The sequence below is a fragment of the Nocardioides phosphati genome (genome assembly GCF_014646375.1).
GTDB classification, from domain to species: domain Bacteria; phylum Actinomycetota; class Actinomycetes; order Propionibacteriales; family Nocardioidaceae; genus Nocardioides; species Nocardioides phosphati.
Map to the genome: position 1 here is coordinate 1 of NZ_BMNI01000004.1, position 15,437 is coordinate 15,437.

General features: G+C 72.1%; 19 protein-coding genes. 3 read left to right on the plus strand and 16 right to left on the minus strand.

From position 1 onward, the window contains the following. Positions 1-378: 378 nt before the first annotated feature. Genes IEX47_RS09295 through IEX47_RS09305 form a run of 3 tightly spaced genes read right to left on the minus strand, consistent with a single transcriptional unit; the run spans position 379 to position 2,621 of the window. A complete protein-coding gene (locus tag IEX47_RS09295) occupies positions 379-534 on the minus strand; it encodes a hypothetical protein (RefSeq protein WP_188783749.1) in 156 nt (51 codons plus the stop codon). Next, positions 531-2,183 carry an L-glutamate gamma-semialdehyde dehydrogenase gene (gene pruA, locus IEX47_RS09300; RefSeq protein WP_188783750.1) on the minus strand — a complete coding sequence of 551 codons (1,653 nt, stop codon included), beginning with the start codon at positions 2,181-2,183 and terminating at the stop codon, positions 531-533. Before pruA ends, IEX47_RS09295 begins: the two co-directional genes overlap by 4 nt. Positions 2,184-2,207: 24 nt before the next feature. Beyond that, positions 2,208-2,621, minus strand: a complete 414-nt coding sequence (locus tag IEX47_RS09305) for a DUF6912 family protein (RefSeq protein ID WP_188783751.1) — start codon at positions 2,619-2,621, stop codon at positions 2,208-2,210. Between the two features lie 162 nt (positions 2,622-2,783). Between IEX47_RS09305 and IEX47_RS09310 the strand changes: the two genes are divergently transcribed. Next, positions 2,784-4,091, plus strand: a complete 1,308-nt coding sequence (locus IEX47_RS09310; protein WP_188783752.1) for a hypothetical protein — start codon at positions 2,784-2,786, stop codon at positions 4,089-4,091. Here the strand turns inward: IEX47_RS09310 and IEX47_RS09315 are convergent. Both IEX47_RS09315 and IEX47_RS09320 read right to left on the minus strand, forming a co-directional pair. Beyond that, positions 4,054-5,310: a CpaE/TadZ family protein gene (locus IEX47_RS09315; RefSeq protein WP_188783753.1), complete on the minus strand. Its 1,257-nt coding sequence runs from the start codon at positions 5,308-5,310 to the stop codon at positions 4,054-4,056. The two genes, IEX47_RS09310 and IEX47_RS09315, sit on opposite strands and share 38 nt — an antisense overlap. A gap of 1 nt (position 5,311) precedes the next feature. Then, complete coding sequence (locus tag IEX47_RS09320; protein ID WP_188783754.1) at positions 5,312-5,953, minus strand: hypothetical protein; 642 nt, start codon at positions 5,951-5,953, stop codon at positions 5,312-5,314. A gap of 101 nt (positions 5,954-6,054) precedes the next feature. Here IEX47_RS09320 and IEX47_RS09325 point away from each other — a divergent pair, with 101 nt between their 5' ends. Continuing rightward, entirely contained in the window at positions 6,055-6,300 is a 246-nt protein-coding gene (locus IEX47_RS09325) for a helix-turn-helix domain-containing protein (protein ID WP_188783755.1), read from the plus strand. Between the two features lie 12 nt (positions 6,301-6,312). Here IEX47_RS09325 and IEX47_RS09330 read toward each other — a convergent pair whose 3' ends face one another. The 3 genes from IEX47_RS09330 to sigE are packed head-to-tail and all read right to left on the minus strand — an operon-like array spanning position 6,313 to position 8,619. After that, positions 6,313-7,593: a S1C family serine protease gene (locus IEX47_RS09330; protein WP_188783756.1), complete on the minus strand. Its 1,281-nt coding sequence runs from the start codon at positions 7,591-7,593 to the stop codon at positions 6,313-6,315. Between the two features lie 13 nt (positions 7,594-7,606). Then, entirely contained in the window at positions 7,607-8,035 is a 429-nt protein-coding gene (locus tag IEX47_RS09335; protein WP_188783757.1) for a hypothetical protein, read from the minus strand. Next, the gene (sigE, locus tag IEX47_RS09340) at positions 8,032-8,619 is read right to left on the minus strand and encodes an RNA polymerase sigma factor SigE (RefSeq protein ID WP_229662756.1); all 588 of its coding nucleotides are present in this window, start codon (positions 8,617-8,619) and stop codon (positions 8,032-8,034) included. The genes IEX47_RS09335 and sigE overlap by 4 nt, the downstream gene beginning before the upstream one ends. A gap of 103 nt (positions 8,620-8,722) precedes the next feature. Here sigE and IEX47_RS09345 point away from each other — a divergent pair, with 103 nt between their 5' ends. Further along, a complete protein-coding gene (locus tag IEX47_RS09345; RefSeq protein WP_444544080.1) occupies positions 8,723-9,427 on the plus strand; it encodes an O-methyltransferase in 705 nt (234 codons plus the stop codon). A 74-nt stretch (positions 9,428-9,501) separates the two neighbouring features. Here the strand turns inward: IEX47_RS09345 and IEX47_RS09350 are convergent, their stop codons facing one another. From IEX47_RS09350 to IEX47_RS09385, 8 genes are all read right to left on the minus strand, one after another. Further along, positions 9,502-9,849 carry a hypothetical protein gene (locus IEX47_RS09350; RefSeq protein ID WP_188783759.1) on the minus strand — a complete coding sequence of 116 codons (348 nt, stop codon included), beginning with the start codon at positions 9,847-9,849 and terminating at the stop codon, positions 9,502-9,504. Then, positions 9,846-11,381: a leucyl aminopeptidase family protein gene (locus IEX47_RS09355; protein ID WP_229662757.1), complete on the minus strand. Its 1,536-nt coding sequence runs from the start codon at positions 11,379-11,381 to the stop codon at positions 9,846-9,848. The genes IEX47_RS09350 and IEX47_RS09355 overlap by 4 nt, the downstream gene beginning before the upstream one ends. 2 nt (positions 11,382-11,383) lie before the next feature. Further along, positions 11,384-11,551: a DUF3117 domain-containing protein gene (locus IEX47_RS09360; RefSeq protein ID WP_082587569.1), complete on the minus strand. Its 168-nt coding sequence runs from the start codon at positions 11,549-11,551 to the stop codon at positions 11,384-11,386. A 115-nt stretch (positions 11,552-11,666) separates the two neighbouring features. Then, the gene (locus tag IEX47_RS09365; RefSeq protein ID WP_188783760.1) at positions 11,667-12,098 is read right to left on the minus strand and encodes a hypothetical protein; all 432 of its coding nucleotides are present in this window, start codon (positions 12,096-12,098) and stop codon (positions 11,667-11,669) included. Between the two features lie 14 nt (positions 12,099-12,112). Next, a complete protein-coding gene (locus IEX47_RS09370) occupies positions 12,113-12,379 on the minus strand; it encodes a DivIVA domain-containing protein (protein WP_229662758.1) in 267 nt (88 codons plus the stop codon). Then, on the minus strand, positions 12,376-13,107 hold the full coding sequence (locus IEX47_RS09375; RefSeq protein WP_188784034.1) for an LOG family protein: 732 nt from the start codon (positions 13,105-13,107) through the stop codon (positions 12,376-12,378). The genes IEX47_RS09370 and IEX47_RS09375 overlap by 4 nt, the downstream gene beginning before the upstream one ends. Before the next feature lie 23 nt (positions 13,108-13,130). Beyond that, entirely contained in the window at positions 13,131-14,222 is a 1,092-nt protein-coding gene (dapE, locus tag IEX47_RS09380; protein ID WP_188783761.1) for a succinyl-diaminopimelate desuccinylase, read from the minus strand. A gap of 90 nt (positions 14,223-14,312) precedes the next feature. Further along, complete coding sequence (locus IEX47_RS09385; RefSeq protein WP_188783762.1) at positions 14,313-15,221, minus strand: TauD/TfdA dioxygenase family protein; 909 nt, start codon at positions 15,219-15,221, stop codon at positions 14,313-14,315. Between the last annotated feature and the right edge of the window lie 216 nt (positions 15,222-15,437).

The following is a 15,437-nucleotide window of genomic DNA, read 5'->3' on the forward strand; positions in this document are numbered from 1 at the left end:
GAAGGATTAAAGTGTCGGACGGGTAAAAATTAATTCGTCGACTTTTGACACACTGTTGAGTTCTCAAGGATCCAGCGCGCACCTCGCTCGGCCTCTCAGCCTTGCTTGGGGCAACTCGATCAAACTTACCGGTTTCGCTTTGGCCTGTCAAACTGGCCTCCGCGGTGCGGCTCCCCGGGGCACACTGCCCCGTTTGGCTCCTCACAGCCGCTTAAGCGCGCATGCTCAGACCCACGTGGGGAAGGTGGTCAGGCGGTCCGCAGTGGGGAGGAGATCCTCCGCGTCGCGGCGCCGGGGGCGTCCCGCGCTGACAGGTGAAACATTAGGGCACTCCTGCCGAGGAATGCAAAACGGGGCCGCCAGGGCCCCGTTTTGCGCTCAGGACGCGCTGGAGTCGTGCTCCTCCTCGTCATCCACTCCCGTTGCCCGGAGGTAGAGGACGACGCCGGCAGCCAGCAGGAACGGTCCGAACGCGACCAGAAGGACGAGCACCTGCTCGACGGGGCTCAGGTGGCCGAGGTGAAGAGGAGTCATGGTCCGTCCATTGTCGCCGACGGCCGCATGTGGGGATAGGAGTGGTCGTGGGGTGGCACGAACGTCTCCTTCAGGGTGCGGGGCGAGGTCCAGCGCCGGAGGTTGTCGGCAGCGCCGGCCTTGTCGTTGGTGCCCGACGCCCGCCCGCCCCCGAACGGCTGCTGCCCGACGACGGCACCCGTCGGCTTGTCGTTGACGTAGAAGTTGCCGGCCGCGAAGCGCAGCTCGTCCGCCGTCCGCGCGACGACGGCCCTGTCGGTTGCGAAGACGGCACCCGTGAGCGCGTACGGCGCGACGCCCTCCAGCTGGCGGACCACCTCGTCGTACCGGTGGTCGTCGAAGACGTGGATGGCGAGGAAGGGACCGAAGTACTCCTCGCGGAAGACGTCGTCGGTGGGGTCGTCGGAGAGGACGACCGTCGGCCGGACGAACCAGCCCTCGCTGTCGTCGTACGTGCCGCCGGCGACGACGCGCAGATGGTCGAGTGCGTGGGCCCTGTCGATGGCTTCCTTCAGCCGCGCGAACGCGCGGTCGTCTATGAGCGCGCCGAGGAAGTTCGTGAAGTCGGTGGGGTCGCCCATGGGGAGGGCGTCGACGTCGGCGATGAAGCGCTCCCCCATCTGGTCCCAGACCGAGCGGGCGACGTACGCCCGGGACGCTGCGGAGCACTTCTGGCCCTGGTACTCGAACGCACCGCGCAGCAGGGCGACGCGCAGCGCGTCGGGGTCCGCGGAGGCATGGGCGACGACGAAGTCCTTGCCGCCGGTCTCCCCGACGAGGCGCGGATAGGTCCGGTAGTCGCCGATGCGGGCACCGACCTCGCCCCACAGGTGGCGGAAGGTTCCGGTGGACCCGGTGAAGTGGATGCCGGCGAGGTCGCGGTCGGCGAGCAGGACCTCGGAGACCTCCTTGCCGTGGCCGGGGAGCATGCTGATCACGCCGGGCGGGAGACCCGCCTCGACGAGCAGCTCCATGGTCAGGCTCGCCGCGAGCTGCTGCGTGGGCGAGGGCTTCCAGACCACCGCGTTGCCCATGAGGGCGGGCGCAGTGGGCAGGTTGCCCGCGATCGAGGTGAAGTTGAACGGCGTGATCGCGTAGACGAAGCCCTCGAGCGGGCGGTGGTCGAGGCGGTTCCACACGCCGGACGCCTGGAGCTCGGGCTGCTCCTCGAGGATCCGCTGCCCGAAGGTCACATTGAAGCGCCAGAAGTCGATCAGCTCGCAGGCCGCATCGATCTCCGCCTGCACGGGCGTCTTGGACTGGCCGAGCATCGTCGCGGCGTTGAGGCGCTGGCGCCACGGACCGGCGAGCAGGTCGGCGGCACGGAGGAAGACGGCTGCGCGCTCGTCATACGGGAGGTCGCGCCAGGAAGGGGCTGCGGCTCGGGCTCCGTCGACGGCGCGCTGCGCGTCGGCGCGGGTGGCCTGGCGCAGGCGGCCGAGGACCCGGGCGTGGGCGTGGGGCTCGACCACCGCGAGCTCGTCACCCGATCCGGGTCGCCACTCACCCGCGACGTACGCCGGGAGGTCGCGCTCGGCGCTGCTCTGACGGGCGAGCTCGGCCTCGAGCTCGCCGCGCTCGGGCGCACCGGGTGCGTAGTCGAGCACCGGCTCGTTGCGAGGGACGGGTGGAAGCGTCGCGGCGTCCATGACCCGATCGTGCCACCGGCACCCTCAGGACACGAGGCCCGGGATCTCCTGCGTGGCGTGCCAGGCGAGCTCGGCGTCGTCGAGGTCAGCCTCGGACACGTCGTCGAGGTCGACGTGGGCCGAGGCCACCGCGCGCCACGGCAGGTCGGCGGTGACCGCGACCTCGGTGGGGTCGTCGGAGGTGACGGCTTCGACGACGTCGACGTCACCGGCCAGCACGTAACGGCGCGGCGCGTCATCGGCCGAGCGCAGCTGCCAGGAAGCGTGTCCGGCAGCCGCCATCGCGGCGTACGCCAGCTCCTCGTCATCCCCCTCGGGCCAGGCGGCGACGAGGGCGTCGGTGACCGCGTGGGCACGGAAGGGCGCGGTGATCCGCCCCTCGGCGAGGGCGCGGGCCAGGCCGTCACGCGTGATCGGGACGTACACCCGGACGGTCATCGCGACTCCTCATCAATCTCTTGGGATCCTGTGGAAGTCTCCCAGAGCCGCCGCCCCCGCGCCGGCAGGCACAACCGCACGAAATGAGGACACCGTGAAGATCCGCAGCACCCTGGTCCCCCTCAGCCGGGCTGTCGTCCTGCCCCTGGAGGTGCGCTGAGCATGTTCATCGCGATGCACGGCGTCGGCGGCGCCAAGGACCTCCCCATCCCGGCGGCGTACGCCATCGCGGGTGCGTGCGCGGCACTCACGGTGTCGTTCGTCGTCCTGGCGCTCGCCTGGCGCAAGCCGCACTTCGGCGAGAACGCGACCGGCCACGTCGACGCGGCGGGCGCCCCCGGCGGGCCCGTCGTCGGTCCTGTGCTGCGCGTCCTCGGCTTCGCCTTCTTCCTGTACGTCGCGGTGGCCGCGCTGTTCGGCAAGGACACCTTGATCAACCCGGTGTTCGGCGTCTTCTACGTACTGCTGTGGGTCGGCATCGTGCCGCTGTCGCTCGCCTTCGGTCCCGTCTACCGGGCGCTGAGCCCCGTCCGCACCCTCAACCTGCTCCTGGCGAAGGTCTCCGGGAGCGACCCGGACACGGGCCTGCGTGACTACCCGGAGCGGCTCGGCTACTGGCCGGCGGCGTTCGGCCTGCTTGCGTTCGTCTGGATGGAGCTGGTCTTCCCCGGCAACTCCGAGCTCGGCAACGTCCGGCTCTGGCTGGCGGTCTACCTCGGCGTGATGCTCATCGGTGGCGCGGTCTACGGCAACACGTTCTTCGCGCGGGCCGACCCCTTCGAGGTGTACTCGACGCTCGTCGGCCACCTCGCTCCCCTGCGCCGCGTCGACGGCAGGGTGACCTGGGTCAGCCCGTTCCGTCACCTCGCTTCCCTCGAGGTGCACCCCGGCCTCGTCGCGGTCTGCGCCGTCCTGCTCGGCAGCACGGCGTTCGACTCACTGGGCGGCTCCACGCTCTGGCTCACCCACACCCAGGACCTCGGGGTGTCACGCGAGACCATCGGCCTGGTCGGCCTCCTGACTCTCGTGCTGGTCGTGGGCCTGCTCTTCGCGGGGGCCACGATGGCCACCGGCGTCCACGAGGGCCACGCCAAGCGGTCTCTGCCGCCGGCGTTCGCGCACACGATCGTGCCGATCATCGTCGGCTACGTCTTCGCGCACTACCTGAGCCTCCTGGTCGAGAGCGGGCAGCAGACCCTGATCCAGCTGAGCGACCCGCTCAGCAACGGGTCGAACCTGCTCGGCACGTCGAACCGCGGCGTCGACTACTGGCTCTCGTCGCATCCGACGGTGCTCGCGACGGCCAAGGTGCTCGGCGTCCTGACCGGCCACGTCGTCGCGGTCATCGCCGCCCACGACGCCGCGCTCCGGCTCCTGCCCAAGCGGGACCAGCTGTCGGGCCAGCTCGCGCTGCTGCTGCTCATGGTCGGCTTCACCGCCGGCGGCCTGCTGCTCCTCTTCGGAGTCTGACCCTCGGGGCGGGGGCGACCGCGTCGCCCCGACTCTCGGGGAACAGCGCGTCGACGAGCGGCGTGAACGCCCGCGAGAGCGGGCTCGGGCCCGCCTCCAGGTAGGTGCGCCCGGTGACCAGGGCGCGGTCCGCCGCGAGCGCGTCGTCGGGGAGCGTGTGGAACGCCGTCACGTCGCCGAAGCCCTCGAGAAGTCGACGGACCTCGGCCTCGTCGATGCCGAGGCGGGCTCGCCAGCGGTTGAGCACGACGTGGACCGGCTGGCCGCTCGCACGCTCGCGCAGGTCGTCGAGAGCGCGCGCCAGCCGCGCGAGCCCCACCGGGTCCGGCGCCCCGACGACGACCACCACGTCGGCTCCGGCCACCGCAGCGTGGGTGAGGCCGTTGCGCCCGGGGCGACCGCTGAACTCGGAGGCGGGATCGTCCTCGAGGCTGAACCCGGTGTCGAGCACGACGTCGCGGCCGGAGCCGAGGAAGGCGTCGACCACCTCCGGGCCCACCTCCGGCCAGCGGTCGGAGCGCGGCAGCCCGGTGACGACGTCGAACGCCGCGACCCGGCGTACGACGGAGGGGTCGGTCACCGGATCGTCACCACGAGAGACCGCGCGCGATGCAGCGAGCAGGCCGGACACCTCGTCGAGCACCGCCAGGCGCTGGGCCACGGCACCGCCCCACGGGTCGGCGTCGACGAGCAGCGGCGAGCGTCCGCGTGCGGCGAGCTCACCGGCGACGCCGAGCGCGACCGTGGTGCGCCCGGGCGCACCGGCCGGACCCCAGACAGCGACCGAACGGCCCGCCGCGGGCGCGGCGTCGGACGCGACGACGACCTCCGGGGCTCCGGCCGTCGCCGGCGTCACCTCGGAGCCGGCCGCACGCACGAGGAGCGGGAGGCCGGCGACCTGGGCGGCAGTCGTCGCGTGGCGGACACCCAGGCGGCGCACGCGCTCCGCGGAGTCGGGGTGACCCTCGGGCAGGACCACGACGGGCTCCACGCCGTCGCGGCGGAGCCGGGTGATCGCGTCGTGGTCGAGCCCCGGCGCCTCGCCGGCGACGACGGCGACCTGGGCGTCACCTGCGGCAGCGTGGGCGAGCAGGTCGGTGACGTCCATGCACCGCCGCAGCACGACCACACCGGCTGTGCCGTCGATGGCGCTCAGGGCGGCGGGCTCCCACGGCGCGCCGGCGGCCAGGACGAGGACCGCAACCGCTCCCCCGGCCACCTCAGCCCTCCCGGGTGATCGAGACGCGTCCATCGCGGGCGGCCGCGAGGACGCGGCCCACACCGTCGCGCGCATCGACGGGCACGGCGACGACGACCTGGCGCTCACCGCCGGCGCCGAGCACCTCGTCGACGGCCGGGACCTCGCGGACCGCGACGTCGTCGAGGACCGGCACCGCGGCCTCCCCCCGGTCGCCCGAGGCGACCCACACGTCGACGACGGCGCCGGGCTCGAGGGAGGGCGGCATCGCGCCGGACGGGACCGAGAGCGGCACCGAGACGACGCCCTCGTCGGCTGCGCCGAGGGCGGCAGCCGGGAGCAGCTCACCGGCGCCGACCGCGCGCAGCAGGCGGAGGTCGTGGGGCAACGGGTCGGCGACCGCGAGATAGCGCTCCGCAGCGGTGTCGTCGAGCCGGACGGCAGTGGCCACCAGGTCGTCCGGCTGCACGGTCGCGCCCGGCTGCAGATCGGCGCGGAGCGCCCACACCTGCGTCGCGTCGTCAGCACTGGCCATCACGCGCGCGCCGAGCGTGATCGAGGCGGCCACGAGGGCCACACCGATCCAGAGTCGCGTGTCGCGCCATGCGGGCGGCACCGAGCGTGCGGCGGCTGGCGCGTCCGAGGTCCCGAGATCCTTGGTCACGCGGGTCATCATGCTCGCGGCGCCGCGGGTTCGTCACCTCGTCGTCCACAAGCGCGCGAGGTGGGCGCCCGTGGTCAGGGTGCGGATGGCAGAGTGGAGGCATGTCCGGCCCCCGTTTTCTCACGCTCGCCGACGTCGCCGAGGTCCTCAACACCTCCCAGGCACAGGTCTACGCGCTCGTCCGACGGGGCGACCTGCCTGCCATCAAGATCGGCGGACGCGGGCAATGGCGGGTCGAGGCGGAGCAGCTCGAGGACTACATCCAGCGGCAGTACGTCGCGACGCGCGAGTTCGTCGACTCGCACCCGTTCACCGAGGTGGACGAGGGAGTCGACGAGCTGCGCTGACCGTCGCGGGCCTCAGCCGACCTTGGCGTCGAGCTTCACCTTGACCGCGCGCTCCTTGCCGTCGCGCTTGACCGTGAGCTGCACGGTGTCGCCGGGCATCTGGGCCCGGATCGCGACGATGAGCGAGGCGTTGTCGGTCACGGCGTGACCGTTGATGCCGGTGATCAGGTCGCCCTTCTCCAGACCCGCACCGGCGGCAGGGCTGCCCGGCGTGACGGCCTCGACGTGCGCGCCGTCCTCGTCGGGACCGCTGCTGACCGAGGCTCCGATCACGGGGTAGCTCGCCTCGCCGTCGCGGAGGATCTCGTCGACGGTGACCCGGACCTGCTCGACCGGGATCGCGAACGCGACGCCGATGTTGCCACCCTGGCCGCCGGTCGACGAGCCGGCGACGGTCGCGATCGCGCTGTTGACACCGACGACCCGGCCGCGCATGTCGACGAGGGGGCCGCCGGAGTTGCCCGGGTTGACCGCGGCGTCGGTCTGCACGGCGTTGATGAACGACGTCGTGTCCTCCGCGTCGCCGCTCGTCGAGACCGGGCGGTTGAGCGCGGAGACGATGCCGGTGGTCACGGTGTTGGCCAGGCCCAGCGGCGAGCCGATGGCAACGACACCCTCGCCGACCTGGAGGTCGTTGGACGTGCCGAGCGCGGCCGGGGTGACGCCCTCGAGGCCCTTCACCTTCAGCACCGCGAGGTCGTAGGCCTCGGTGCGGCCGACGATCTCGGCCTGGTAGCGCTTGCCGGTCGAGGTCACGACCGTGACGCGGCCGCCGGCGTGGTCGGCTCCAGCCACGACGTGGTTGTTGGTGACGATGTGGCCCTCACGGTCGAGGACGAAGCCGGAGCCGGTCGCGCCCTGCTCCTCGGACTCGGTGTCGGCGATGATCTGCACGGTCGACGGAAGGACCTTCTGCGCGACCGCCGCGATGCTGCCGTTGGCGGCCGGCAACGGCGCCTTGGTCTCGATCGAGACGGCACTGAGGCCGCCGCTGCCCGAGGAGGAGTCGAGGTTCTCGTAGGCCGCGCCTCCGATGGCGCCACCGACGATGCCCGCGACCAGCGCGACAGCGGCCACGGACGGCCAGACCCAGCCGGCGACCCGCGGCTTCTGCGGGTCCTTCGCGCCCTGCGGCGGCGTGCCGAACGGCTGCCCGGCGTACGTCGGGAGGACGGCGGTGTGCTCGGCCGTCGGCTGCGCGGGCTGCTGTGACGCGGGCGGGGCGGGCGGCGGCGGGACCTGGCCGGGCTGCGGGCCGGTCGGCGCGGTCGGCTCGGAGGGGAAGTCGTTCATGGGCGGGTCACCTTCACGGACGCGTGCGGCTCACGGTGGAGCTCGCGGGATGAGTCTGGAGCGAGGTTGCGACCGGACTGCGGTCGGCAGGGTGGTCGGCGGCGAGGTTGAGCGCGATGACACCGATCATCGCGGCTCCGAGCGACCCGGCGCCGAGGGCGGCCACCGTGACCAGGCCACGGTGGTCGGAAGGACGCGCGAGGGCGGGCAGCGTCGGGGCGTAGGAGGGCGCACCCGAGAGGCCCTCGCGCAGACCGAGCGGAGCGCTCTCCGGCCACGACGACGCCAGCCCGGCGAGCTGCACCTTGACCCACGCCTCGCGCTCGACGCGCTCGCTGCAGCGGCGGCAGCCGTGGACGTGGTGCCAGAGCCGCTCCGCCTCCTGGCGAGGCAGCTGGCCGTCGACCAGCGCACCGACCCGGTTGCCGACGTGGCCGATCACCGCACCGCCCCCGTGGCGACGGTGAGGGGGCCGGCGTACCGCGTGCGGCCGGCGGCCGGAGCACGGTGGGCGAGGCTGGAGCGGAGCATCGCGCGGCCACGGCTGATCCGGGAGCGGACCGTGCCGAGCTTGGCGCCGACGATGTCGGCGATCTCCTCGTAGGTCAGCCCCTCGATGTCGCAGAGCACGACCGCGGCGCGGAAGTCCGGCGGCAGCGCGGCCAGCGCCTGCTCGACGTCGGCGTCGAAGGTGCGCTCGGCGTACGAGTCGTGCGGGGTGACGCTGGAGCGGATCCGCTCGGCGCGCTCGTCGGAGAGAGCGTCGAAGCGGATCCGCTGCCGGCGCCGGGCCCCGTCGAGGAAGAGGTTGGTGGTGATGCGGTGCAGCCAGCCCTCGAAGGTGCCGGGTGTGTAGGTGTCGAGGGCCCGGAAGACGCGGACGAAGACGTCCTGGGTCAGGTCCTCGGCGTCGGCCGCGTTGCCCGTCAGCCGGTAGGCCAGGCGGTACACGCGGTCGCTGTGCCGGTCGACGATCTCGTCCCAGGTGGGGACGGCGTCGGCCGGGAGGGGGCTCACGTCGGTCATGACAGTCACGCTAGGCATCCGATCTGAAAGAACCCTGAGGTGTTGCAGGGTGCTGTCTGTGAAGGCGAACGAGCCGACGCACCCCTGTGTTCCCCGGTGACCCGTGTCTCACACAGACGGTAGGGTCTGCGGCACACCGGTTGAGGAGGCCGCCATCACTGCACCGATCAACACTGCGAGCTGGACGTACGCCGAGGAGTTCGTGGGCGAGGACGACGTCCTCCGCGCTGCGCGCGAGCGTGCCCAGGAGGTCGGCGTCGTGCCGATCGGCTCCGGCGTGGGCGCCGCACTCCGCTTCCTGGCCGCCGTGCTCGACGCACGCGCGGCCGTCGAGATCGGCACCGGTACCGGCGTCTCCGGCCTCTGGCTGCTGCGTGGCATGCGCTCCGACGGCGTGCTCACCACGGTCGACGTCGAGGCCGAGCACCAGCGGCTCGCCAAGAAGACGTTCGCCGAGGCCGGCATCGCGTCCAACCGCGCGCGCACGATCCCGGGCTCCGCGCTCGACGTGCTCCCGCGCCTGACCGACGGCCACTACGACATCGTCTTCTGCGACGGCGACAAGCGCGAGTACGCGGCGTACCTCAAGGAGGCGCTGCGCCTGCTGCGTCCCGGCGGCGTCGTCTGCTTCGACAACGCGCTCTGGCACGACCGGGTCGCCGACCCGGCCCAGCGTGACGACGAGACGGTCTCGATCCGCGACCTCGGCCGCGCGATCGCCGAGAACGACGACCTCGTGCCGGTCCTGCTGCCGGTCGGCGACGGGCTGCTCTGCGCCAAGAAGATCTGGGCGCCTGAAGCGGACTGACCAGCTGAAGCGGACTGACCAGACAGACCAAGGCCGCGCTCCCGACGGGAGCGCGGCCTTCGTTGCGTCTGGCGTCAGAAGCGGGCGTACGTCGCGAAGCCGGCTGCGCCCTCGGCGATGGCGACGACCTCGCACGCCTCGATCAGGAGCGGACCGGCGCCGGTCAGCTCCGAGACCGGGGTCTTGTCGGCGACGGGCGTGAACTCCGCCTGGAACGCCGCGCGCGCAGCGTCGTCCTCGAAGACGTAGCACCCCTCGAACCACTGGCCCGGCACCATGCGCCAGGTCTTGAAGCGCAGGCCGGGCTTGCCGGTGAAGCGCGCGTGGGACGGGTCCTCGACGTACGCGCGGAGGCGCTCGGCGATGTCGTCGGGCGCGTCGGCCAGGGACCAGCGGACGGTGAGGCCGTTGAGGTTGCTCATGAGGGGATCCCTTCGAGGGGGTCGGCCTGCTCCAGCCAGTGGAGCAGGAGCCGGGCGCCGAAGCCGCTGGGGCCGGTCGTCCAGACGCCGTCGTCAGCCGTCGTGTCGCCCACGGGCGCCACGTCGAGGTGGGCCCACGGCAGGCCGTCGGTGAAGTGCTGGAGGAAGAGGGCGGCCGTGATCGCTCCCGGCCCACCGGCCGCGTTGTCGGAGTCGGCGATCTTGGAGGAGAGCCGCTCCTCGTAGGCGTCGGCCAGGGGCAGGCGCCAGAGCCGCTCCCCCGCTGTCTCGCCGGCCTCGGTGATGCGCGTGGCCAGGACGTCGTCGGTCGCGAAGAGCGCACCGGTCTTGAGGCCGAGCGCCACCTTGGCGGCGCCGGTGAGTGTGGCGACGTCGACGAGGGCGTCGGGCTTGAGCTCCGCCGCGGCGTACGCGAGGGCGTCGGCGAGGACGAGCCGGCCCTCGGCGTCGGTGTTGGTCACCTCGGTGGTGCGGCCGCCGTAGTGCGTGATGACGTCGCCCGGACGGTACGACGAGCCGGAAACGGCGTTCTCCGCAGCGGCGACGAGGCCGGTCACGCGGATCGGGCAGTCGACGGCGGCGAGCGCAGCCATCGTGGCCAGGACGACCGCGCCGCCGGTCATGTCGCGCTTCATCGTGACCATCGACTCGGCCGGCTTGATGGAGAGACCGCCGGAGTCGAAGGTGATGCCCTTGCCGACGAGCACGAGGTGCGGGGTGCGGCGCTTCGCCTTCGGGGGCGTGTAGGTGAGCCGGATCAGGCGCGGCGGGGTCGCGGAGGCCTGGCCGACGGCGATCAGGCCACCGAAGCCGCCGTCGCGGAGCTGGACCTCGTCGAGGACCTCGATCTCGAGCCCGGACTCGCGGGCCCAGAGCTCGGCCTGCCGGGCAAGCCAGGCCGGGTTCTTGAGGTTGGAGGGCGTCGTCGCGAGCGCGCGCGAGCGCCAGCCGGCGAGCGCAATCGTGGCCGCACGGTCGACGACCGGCTGCCGGCCGGGGTCGGTCGCGAGGACCACCTCGCCGACGGGCTGCGCGGTCGCGCCCCCGGAGCGCCAGTGGAACTCGAAGGAGCCCAAGGAGAGCCCCTCGACCAGGGCACGCAGGGCCGTGTCGTCGGCGAGCGCGGCGAGGCCGACGTGGACGCGTGACCGGTCCTTCGCCGCGCGGGCGATCGCAGCACCGGCGTCGCGGAAGTCGCGTGCACGCGCCTCGCCGAGGCCGGTGAGCAGGACCGCCCCGCCGCCGGGCAGGGCGTGGAGCGTGACCTCGCCGACCGCACCGGTGGCGCGATGGAGCGCGAGGACCTCGAGGAGGTCGACGCCGAGCGCGTCAGAGAGCTCGGCGCCGCCGGGCCCGAGGACGGGACCATCGGTCACGTCCTCACCCGGAAGCACCGCGAGCGCCACGAGGGCGCCCGCGGGCAGCTGGCCGGCGGCGTACTCCTCGAGCACGAACGCCGGGGGCGTGACCTGGCCGGGCAGCCCGACCAGGTCGGTCGCAGAGACCTTCACGGTCAGCCGACGACGTCCTTGAGTGCGTCGCCGAGGGCACGGGCCTCGTCGGCGTTGAGCTCGACCACCAGACGGCCGCCACCCTCGAGGGGAACGCGCATGACGATGCCGCGACCCTCCTTGGTGACCTCGAGCGGACCGTCGCCGGTGCGGGGCTTCATTGCCGCCATCCGCGACACCTCTTCCTTGATCTGCAACGTGTGACAAGGCACCGAAGAACGGCACCGGAGTGACCATTATCCCAGATGGATAAGGGAGTTCTGCACGTCGGGCCCGGTCGGAGCGTCAGACAGCAGTGACGAGGTAGGCCCAGGTGAAGAAGAGGACCAGGACCAGCAGACCCCCGTGGGCCAGGATCGAGAGCCACGGACCACGGCTCCACGAGTCCTCGAGGACGGGCTGGGCGGCCCGCTTGCCGCGCGGACGGATCCAGCGCGCGAGGATCATCAGGCCGGTGACCGCAGTGATCCACAGCATCGCCAGCGACACCACGCCCACGATCGGGTTGCCCTTGTGCTCCGAGCCGATGCCGGTGAGCAGGAAGCCGATCCAGGTCGCGCCGGCGAGCAGGCCGACGACGGTGTGCACGTTGAGCACGCGCGGGGAGATCTCGAGGCGCCCCGACTTCGACTGTGGACCAGCGAGGCGGAGCCGGGTCAGGATCACCACGACGCCCGGGAGCGGGGTCAGGAGATAGACGAGGAGCGCGGTCGACACGCCGCGAGTCTGCCCTATCCGGCCGGGTTCGTCTCGTCAGCGCCCTCGAGCTGGGTCGCGAGTCGCTCCAGGAGCGCGTCGACCTCGGCCATCCGGTAGCCGCGCAGCACCATGCCGAAGCGCGCGCTGCGCAGGTGCTCGGCGCCGAGCGGTCCGGTCGGCGGGACGCCGACGTCGGGCCGGTCGTCGTACGCCGGGGCGAGGGGCTCGCCGTGACCGGCCGCGACCAGCGCCACCCCGCCGAGGGCGAGAACGACGAGGATCGCGAAGAGCCACATCATGCGTGCTCGGCCTCGCGGATGCGGCGGGCCTCGACCATGAGCCCGACGGCCTCGTCGATCGAGTCGGTCAGCGTGATCAGGTCGAGGTCCGTGGCGGAGATCTTGCCGTCGCCGAGCATCGTCTCGCGCATCCAGTCGAGCATGCCCTGCCAGTAGGCCTTGCCGACGAGGACGATCGGGAAGACGGTCTTCTTGCCGGTCTGCACGAGCGTGAGCGCCTCGAAGAGCTCGTCGAGGGTGCCGATGCCGCCGGGCAGGGCGATGAAGCCCTGGGAGTACTTCACGAACATCGTCTTGCGGGCGAAGAAGTACCGGAAGTTGATGCCCATGTCGACCCACGTGTTGAGACCGGTCTCGAAGGGCAGCTCGATGCCGAGGCCGACGCTCACGCCGCCGGCTTCGCTGGCGCCCTTGTTGGCGGCCTCCATCGTGCCGGGGCCGCCACCGGTGATGACGGCGAAGCCCGCCCGGGCCAGCTTGCCGCCGCACTCCTCGGCCTGCGCGTAGTGCGGGTGGTCGGACAGCGTGCGGGCGGAGCCGAAGACCGCGATCGCCGGGCCGAGCTCGGCCAGCGAGCCGAACCCCTCGACGAACTCCGCCTGGATGCGCAGGACCCGCCAGGGATCGGTGTGGACCCAGTCGCTCGGTCCACGCGAGTCGAGCAGGCGCTGGTCGGTGGTCGAGTGCTCGAGCTGGCTCCGGCGCAGCCGCACCGGGCCCTTCTGCATCTCGTGCTGCGGCTTGGCCTCGGTCACTGCTCCTCCTCACTCAGCCAGGCGACGAGCTGCTGCTCGCACCGGATGATCTCCTCGACGTGCACGTGCTCCTCGGCCTTGTGGGCCAGGAGCGGATCGCCGGGCCCGAAGTTCACCGCGGGCACGCCCAGCGCGCTGAAGCGGGAGACGTCGGTCCAGCCGAACTTCGGCGCGGGAGTGCCGCCGACCGCCTCGAGGAACGCCTTCGCGGCGGGTCGCGTCAGGCCCGGGAGCGCTCCCGGGCTGGAGTCGGTCACCTTCACGGCGTAGCCGTCGAAGAAGTCGCGCAGGAACGCCTCGGCCTCGGCCTCGCTGCGGTCGGGAGCGAAGCGGTAGTTGACGGTGAGAGTGCAGGCGTCGGGCAGGACGTTGCCGGCGACCCCGCCGCTGATGAAGACGGCGTTGAGGCCCTCGTGGTACTCCAGCCCGTCGATCAGGGGCTTGCGCGGCTCGTAGGCGTTGAGCCGGGCGAGCAACTCCCCGGCCTCGTGGATCGCGTTGACGCCCATCCAGGCGCGGGCCGTGTGCGCGCGCTCGCCGGTTGTGGTGACCTCGACCCGCATGGTGCCCTGGCAGCCGGCCTCGACGCTGGCGTTGGACGGCTCCATGAGGATCGCGAAGTCCGCCTCGAGCAGCTGCGGGTGGCTCTGTCCGAGCTTGCCGAGCCCGTTGTGGACCGCGGCGATCTCCTCGGCGTCGTAGAACACGTAGGTGACGTCGCGGTTGCTCGTCGCGAGAGTGGCGGCGAGCCGGAGACCGACCGCCACGCCCCCCTTCATGTCGACGCTGCCGAGGCCGTGCAGGACACCGTCCTCGAGACGGCCGGGCAGGTTGCCGTTCTCCGGCACCGTGTCGAGGTGGCCGGCGATGACGACGCGCTCCGGCCTTCCCTGCGTGGTGCGGGCGACGACGGTGTTGCCGACCCGCGTGACCTCGAGGTGGGACTGCTCGCGCAGCACCGTCTCCACGGCGTCGGCGAGCGGTGCCTCGTGGAGGCTCTCGGACGGGAAGTCGACGAGTTGGCGGGTCAGCTCCACGACGTCGGCGGTGAGGTCGAGGCCGGCGCCCTGAGCCTGGGGAACGGTCATGCGCCCATCCAAGCAGGTGGAGCCACGCGGGCCCGGCACGCCCGCGGCGTACGCCGGCGCCCACGTCGCGGGCGCCGGCGTACGGGTGGGTCAGGCGGCTGCCGCGTCCGAGGTCTCGGGGACCGGGGTGTAGTGGCTGGCGTCGCCGGTGATCGACTGGCTGCGGCCGCCGTCGACCGCGACCGGGACGTCGCCGGCGACGGTGATCCGGGCGAGCTTGCGCGGCTGGCTGTCGTAGTTGTCGATCGCGTAGTGCTGCGTGATGCGGTTGTCGAAGACGAGGACCTGGCCGGGCTTCCACGACCAGCGCAGGATGTGCTCCGGCTTGGTCACGTGCGCCTGCAGGAGCCGGATGACGTCGCGCGACTCGGTCTCGGAGAGCCCGTGGATGCGCCGGGTGAAGCCACCGATGAAGAGGCCCTTCTCCCCCGTCTCGGGGTGCACGCGGACGACCGGGTGGAGGCTCTCGTAGACGGTGGACTGGAAGACGTCGCGGTACTCCTTCTGCCGCGGGGTGTCCTCCTCGGCGCGGGCGTAGTCGTAGACGTTGGTGTGCACCGCCCACAGCTGCTCAGCCCACGCCTTCAGCGGCTCCGGGAGACTGTTGTACGCCGCGGCGGTGCTCGCGATCAGCGTCTCCCCGCCGTACGGCGGGATGGTGATGCTGCGCAGCGTGCTGATCGCGGGCGGGTTGACCACGAAGGTGACGTCGGTGTGCCAGACGTTGGCGGTGCCGCGCTCGCTGTCGACGTCGAGAATGTTGGGCGCGCCGTCGACGCCGGGCACGGTCGGGTGGGCGGTGGTCAGGTCGCCGAAGTGGCCGGCGAAGCGGGCCTGTCCGTCAGCGTCGAGCCGCGGGGCGTCGAGGACGATCGCCTTGTGCTCGAGCAGCGCGGCGCGCAGCTCGGCAATGGTGGCCGCGTCGAGGTCGGCGGACGGGTCGACGCCGCTGACGCGCGCGCCGATGTGGGCGGTGATCTTCTGGATGTCGAGGGACATGGTTGCTCCTGGTGCTGGTGGGTGATCGGGCGGGTGCGGGATCAGCGACACAGCGCGGCTTCGGTGCGCATCAGGTCGATGTGCACGCGCCGCGTCAGGAGGGGCTCGACGTTCATAGTCGAGGAATCTAGTTGCTTTTGTTGTATTACTGCAAACGGCGCCGTCGGAAACGCCGCGACGGCAGACCTTGCGTGGACGTCCACGCAAGATCTGCCG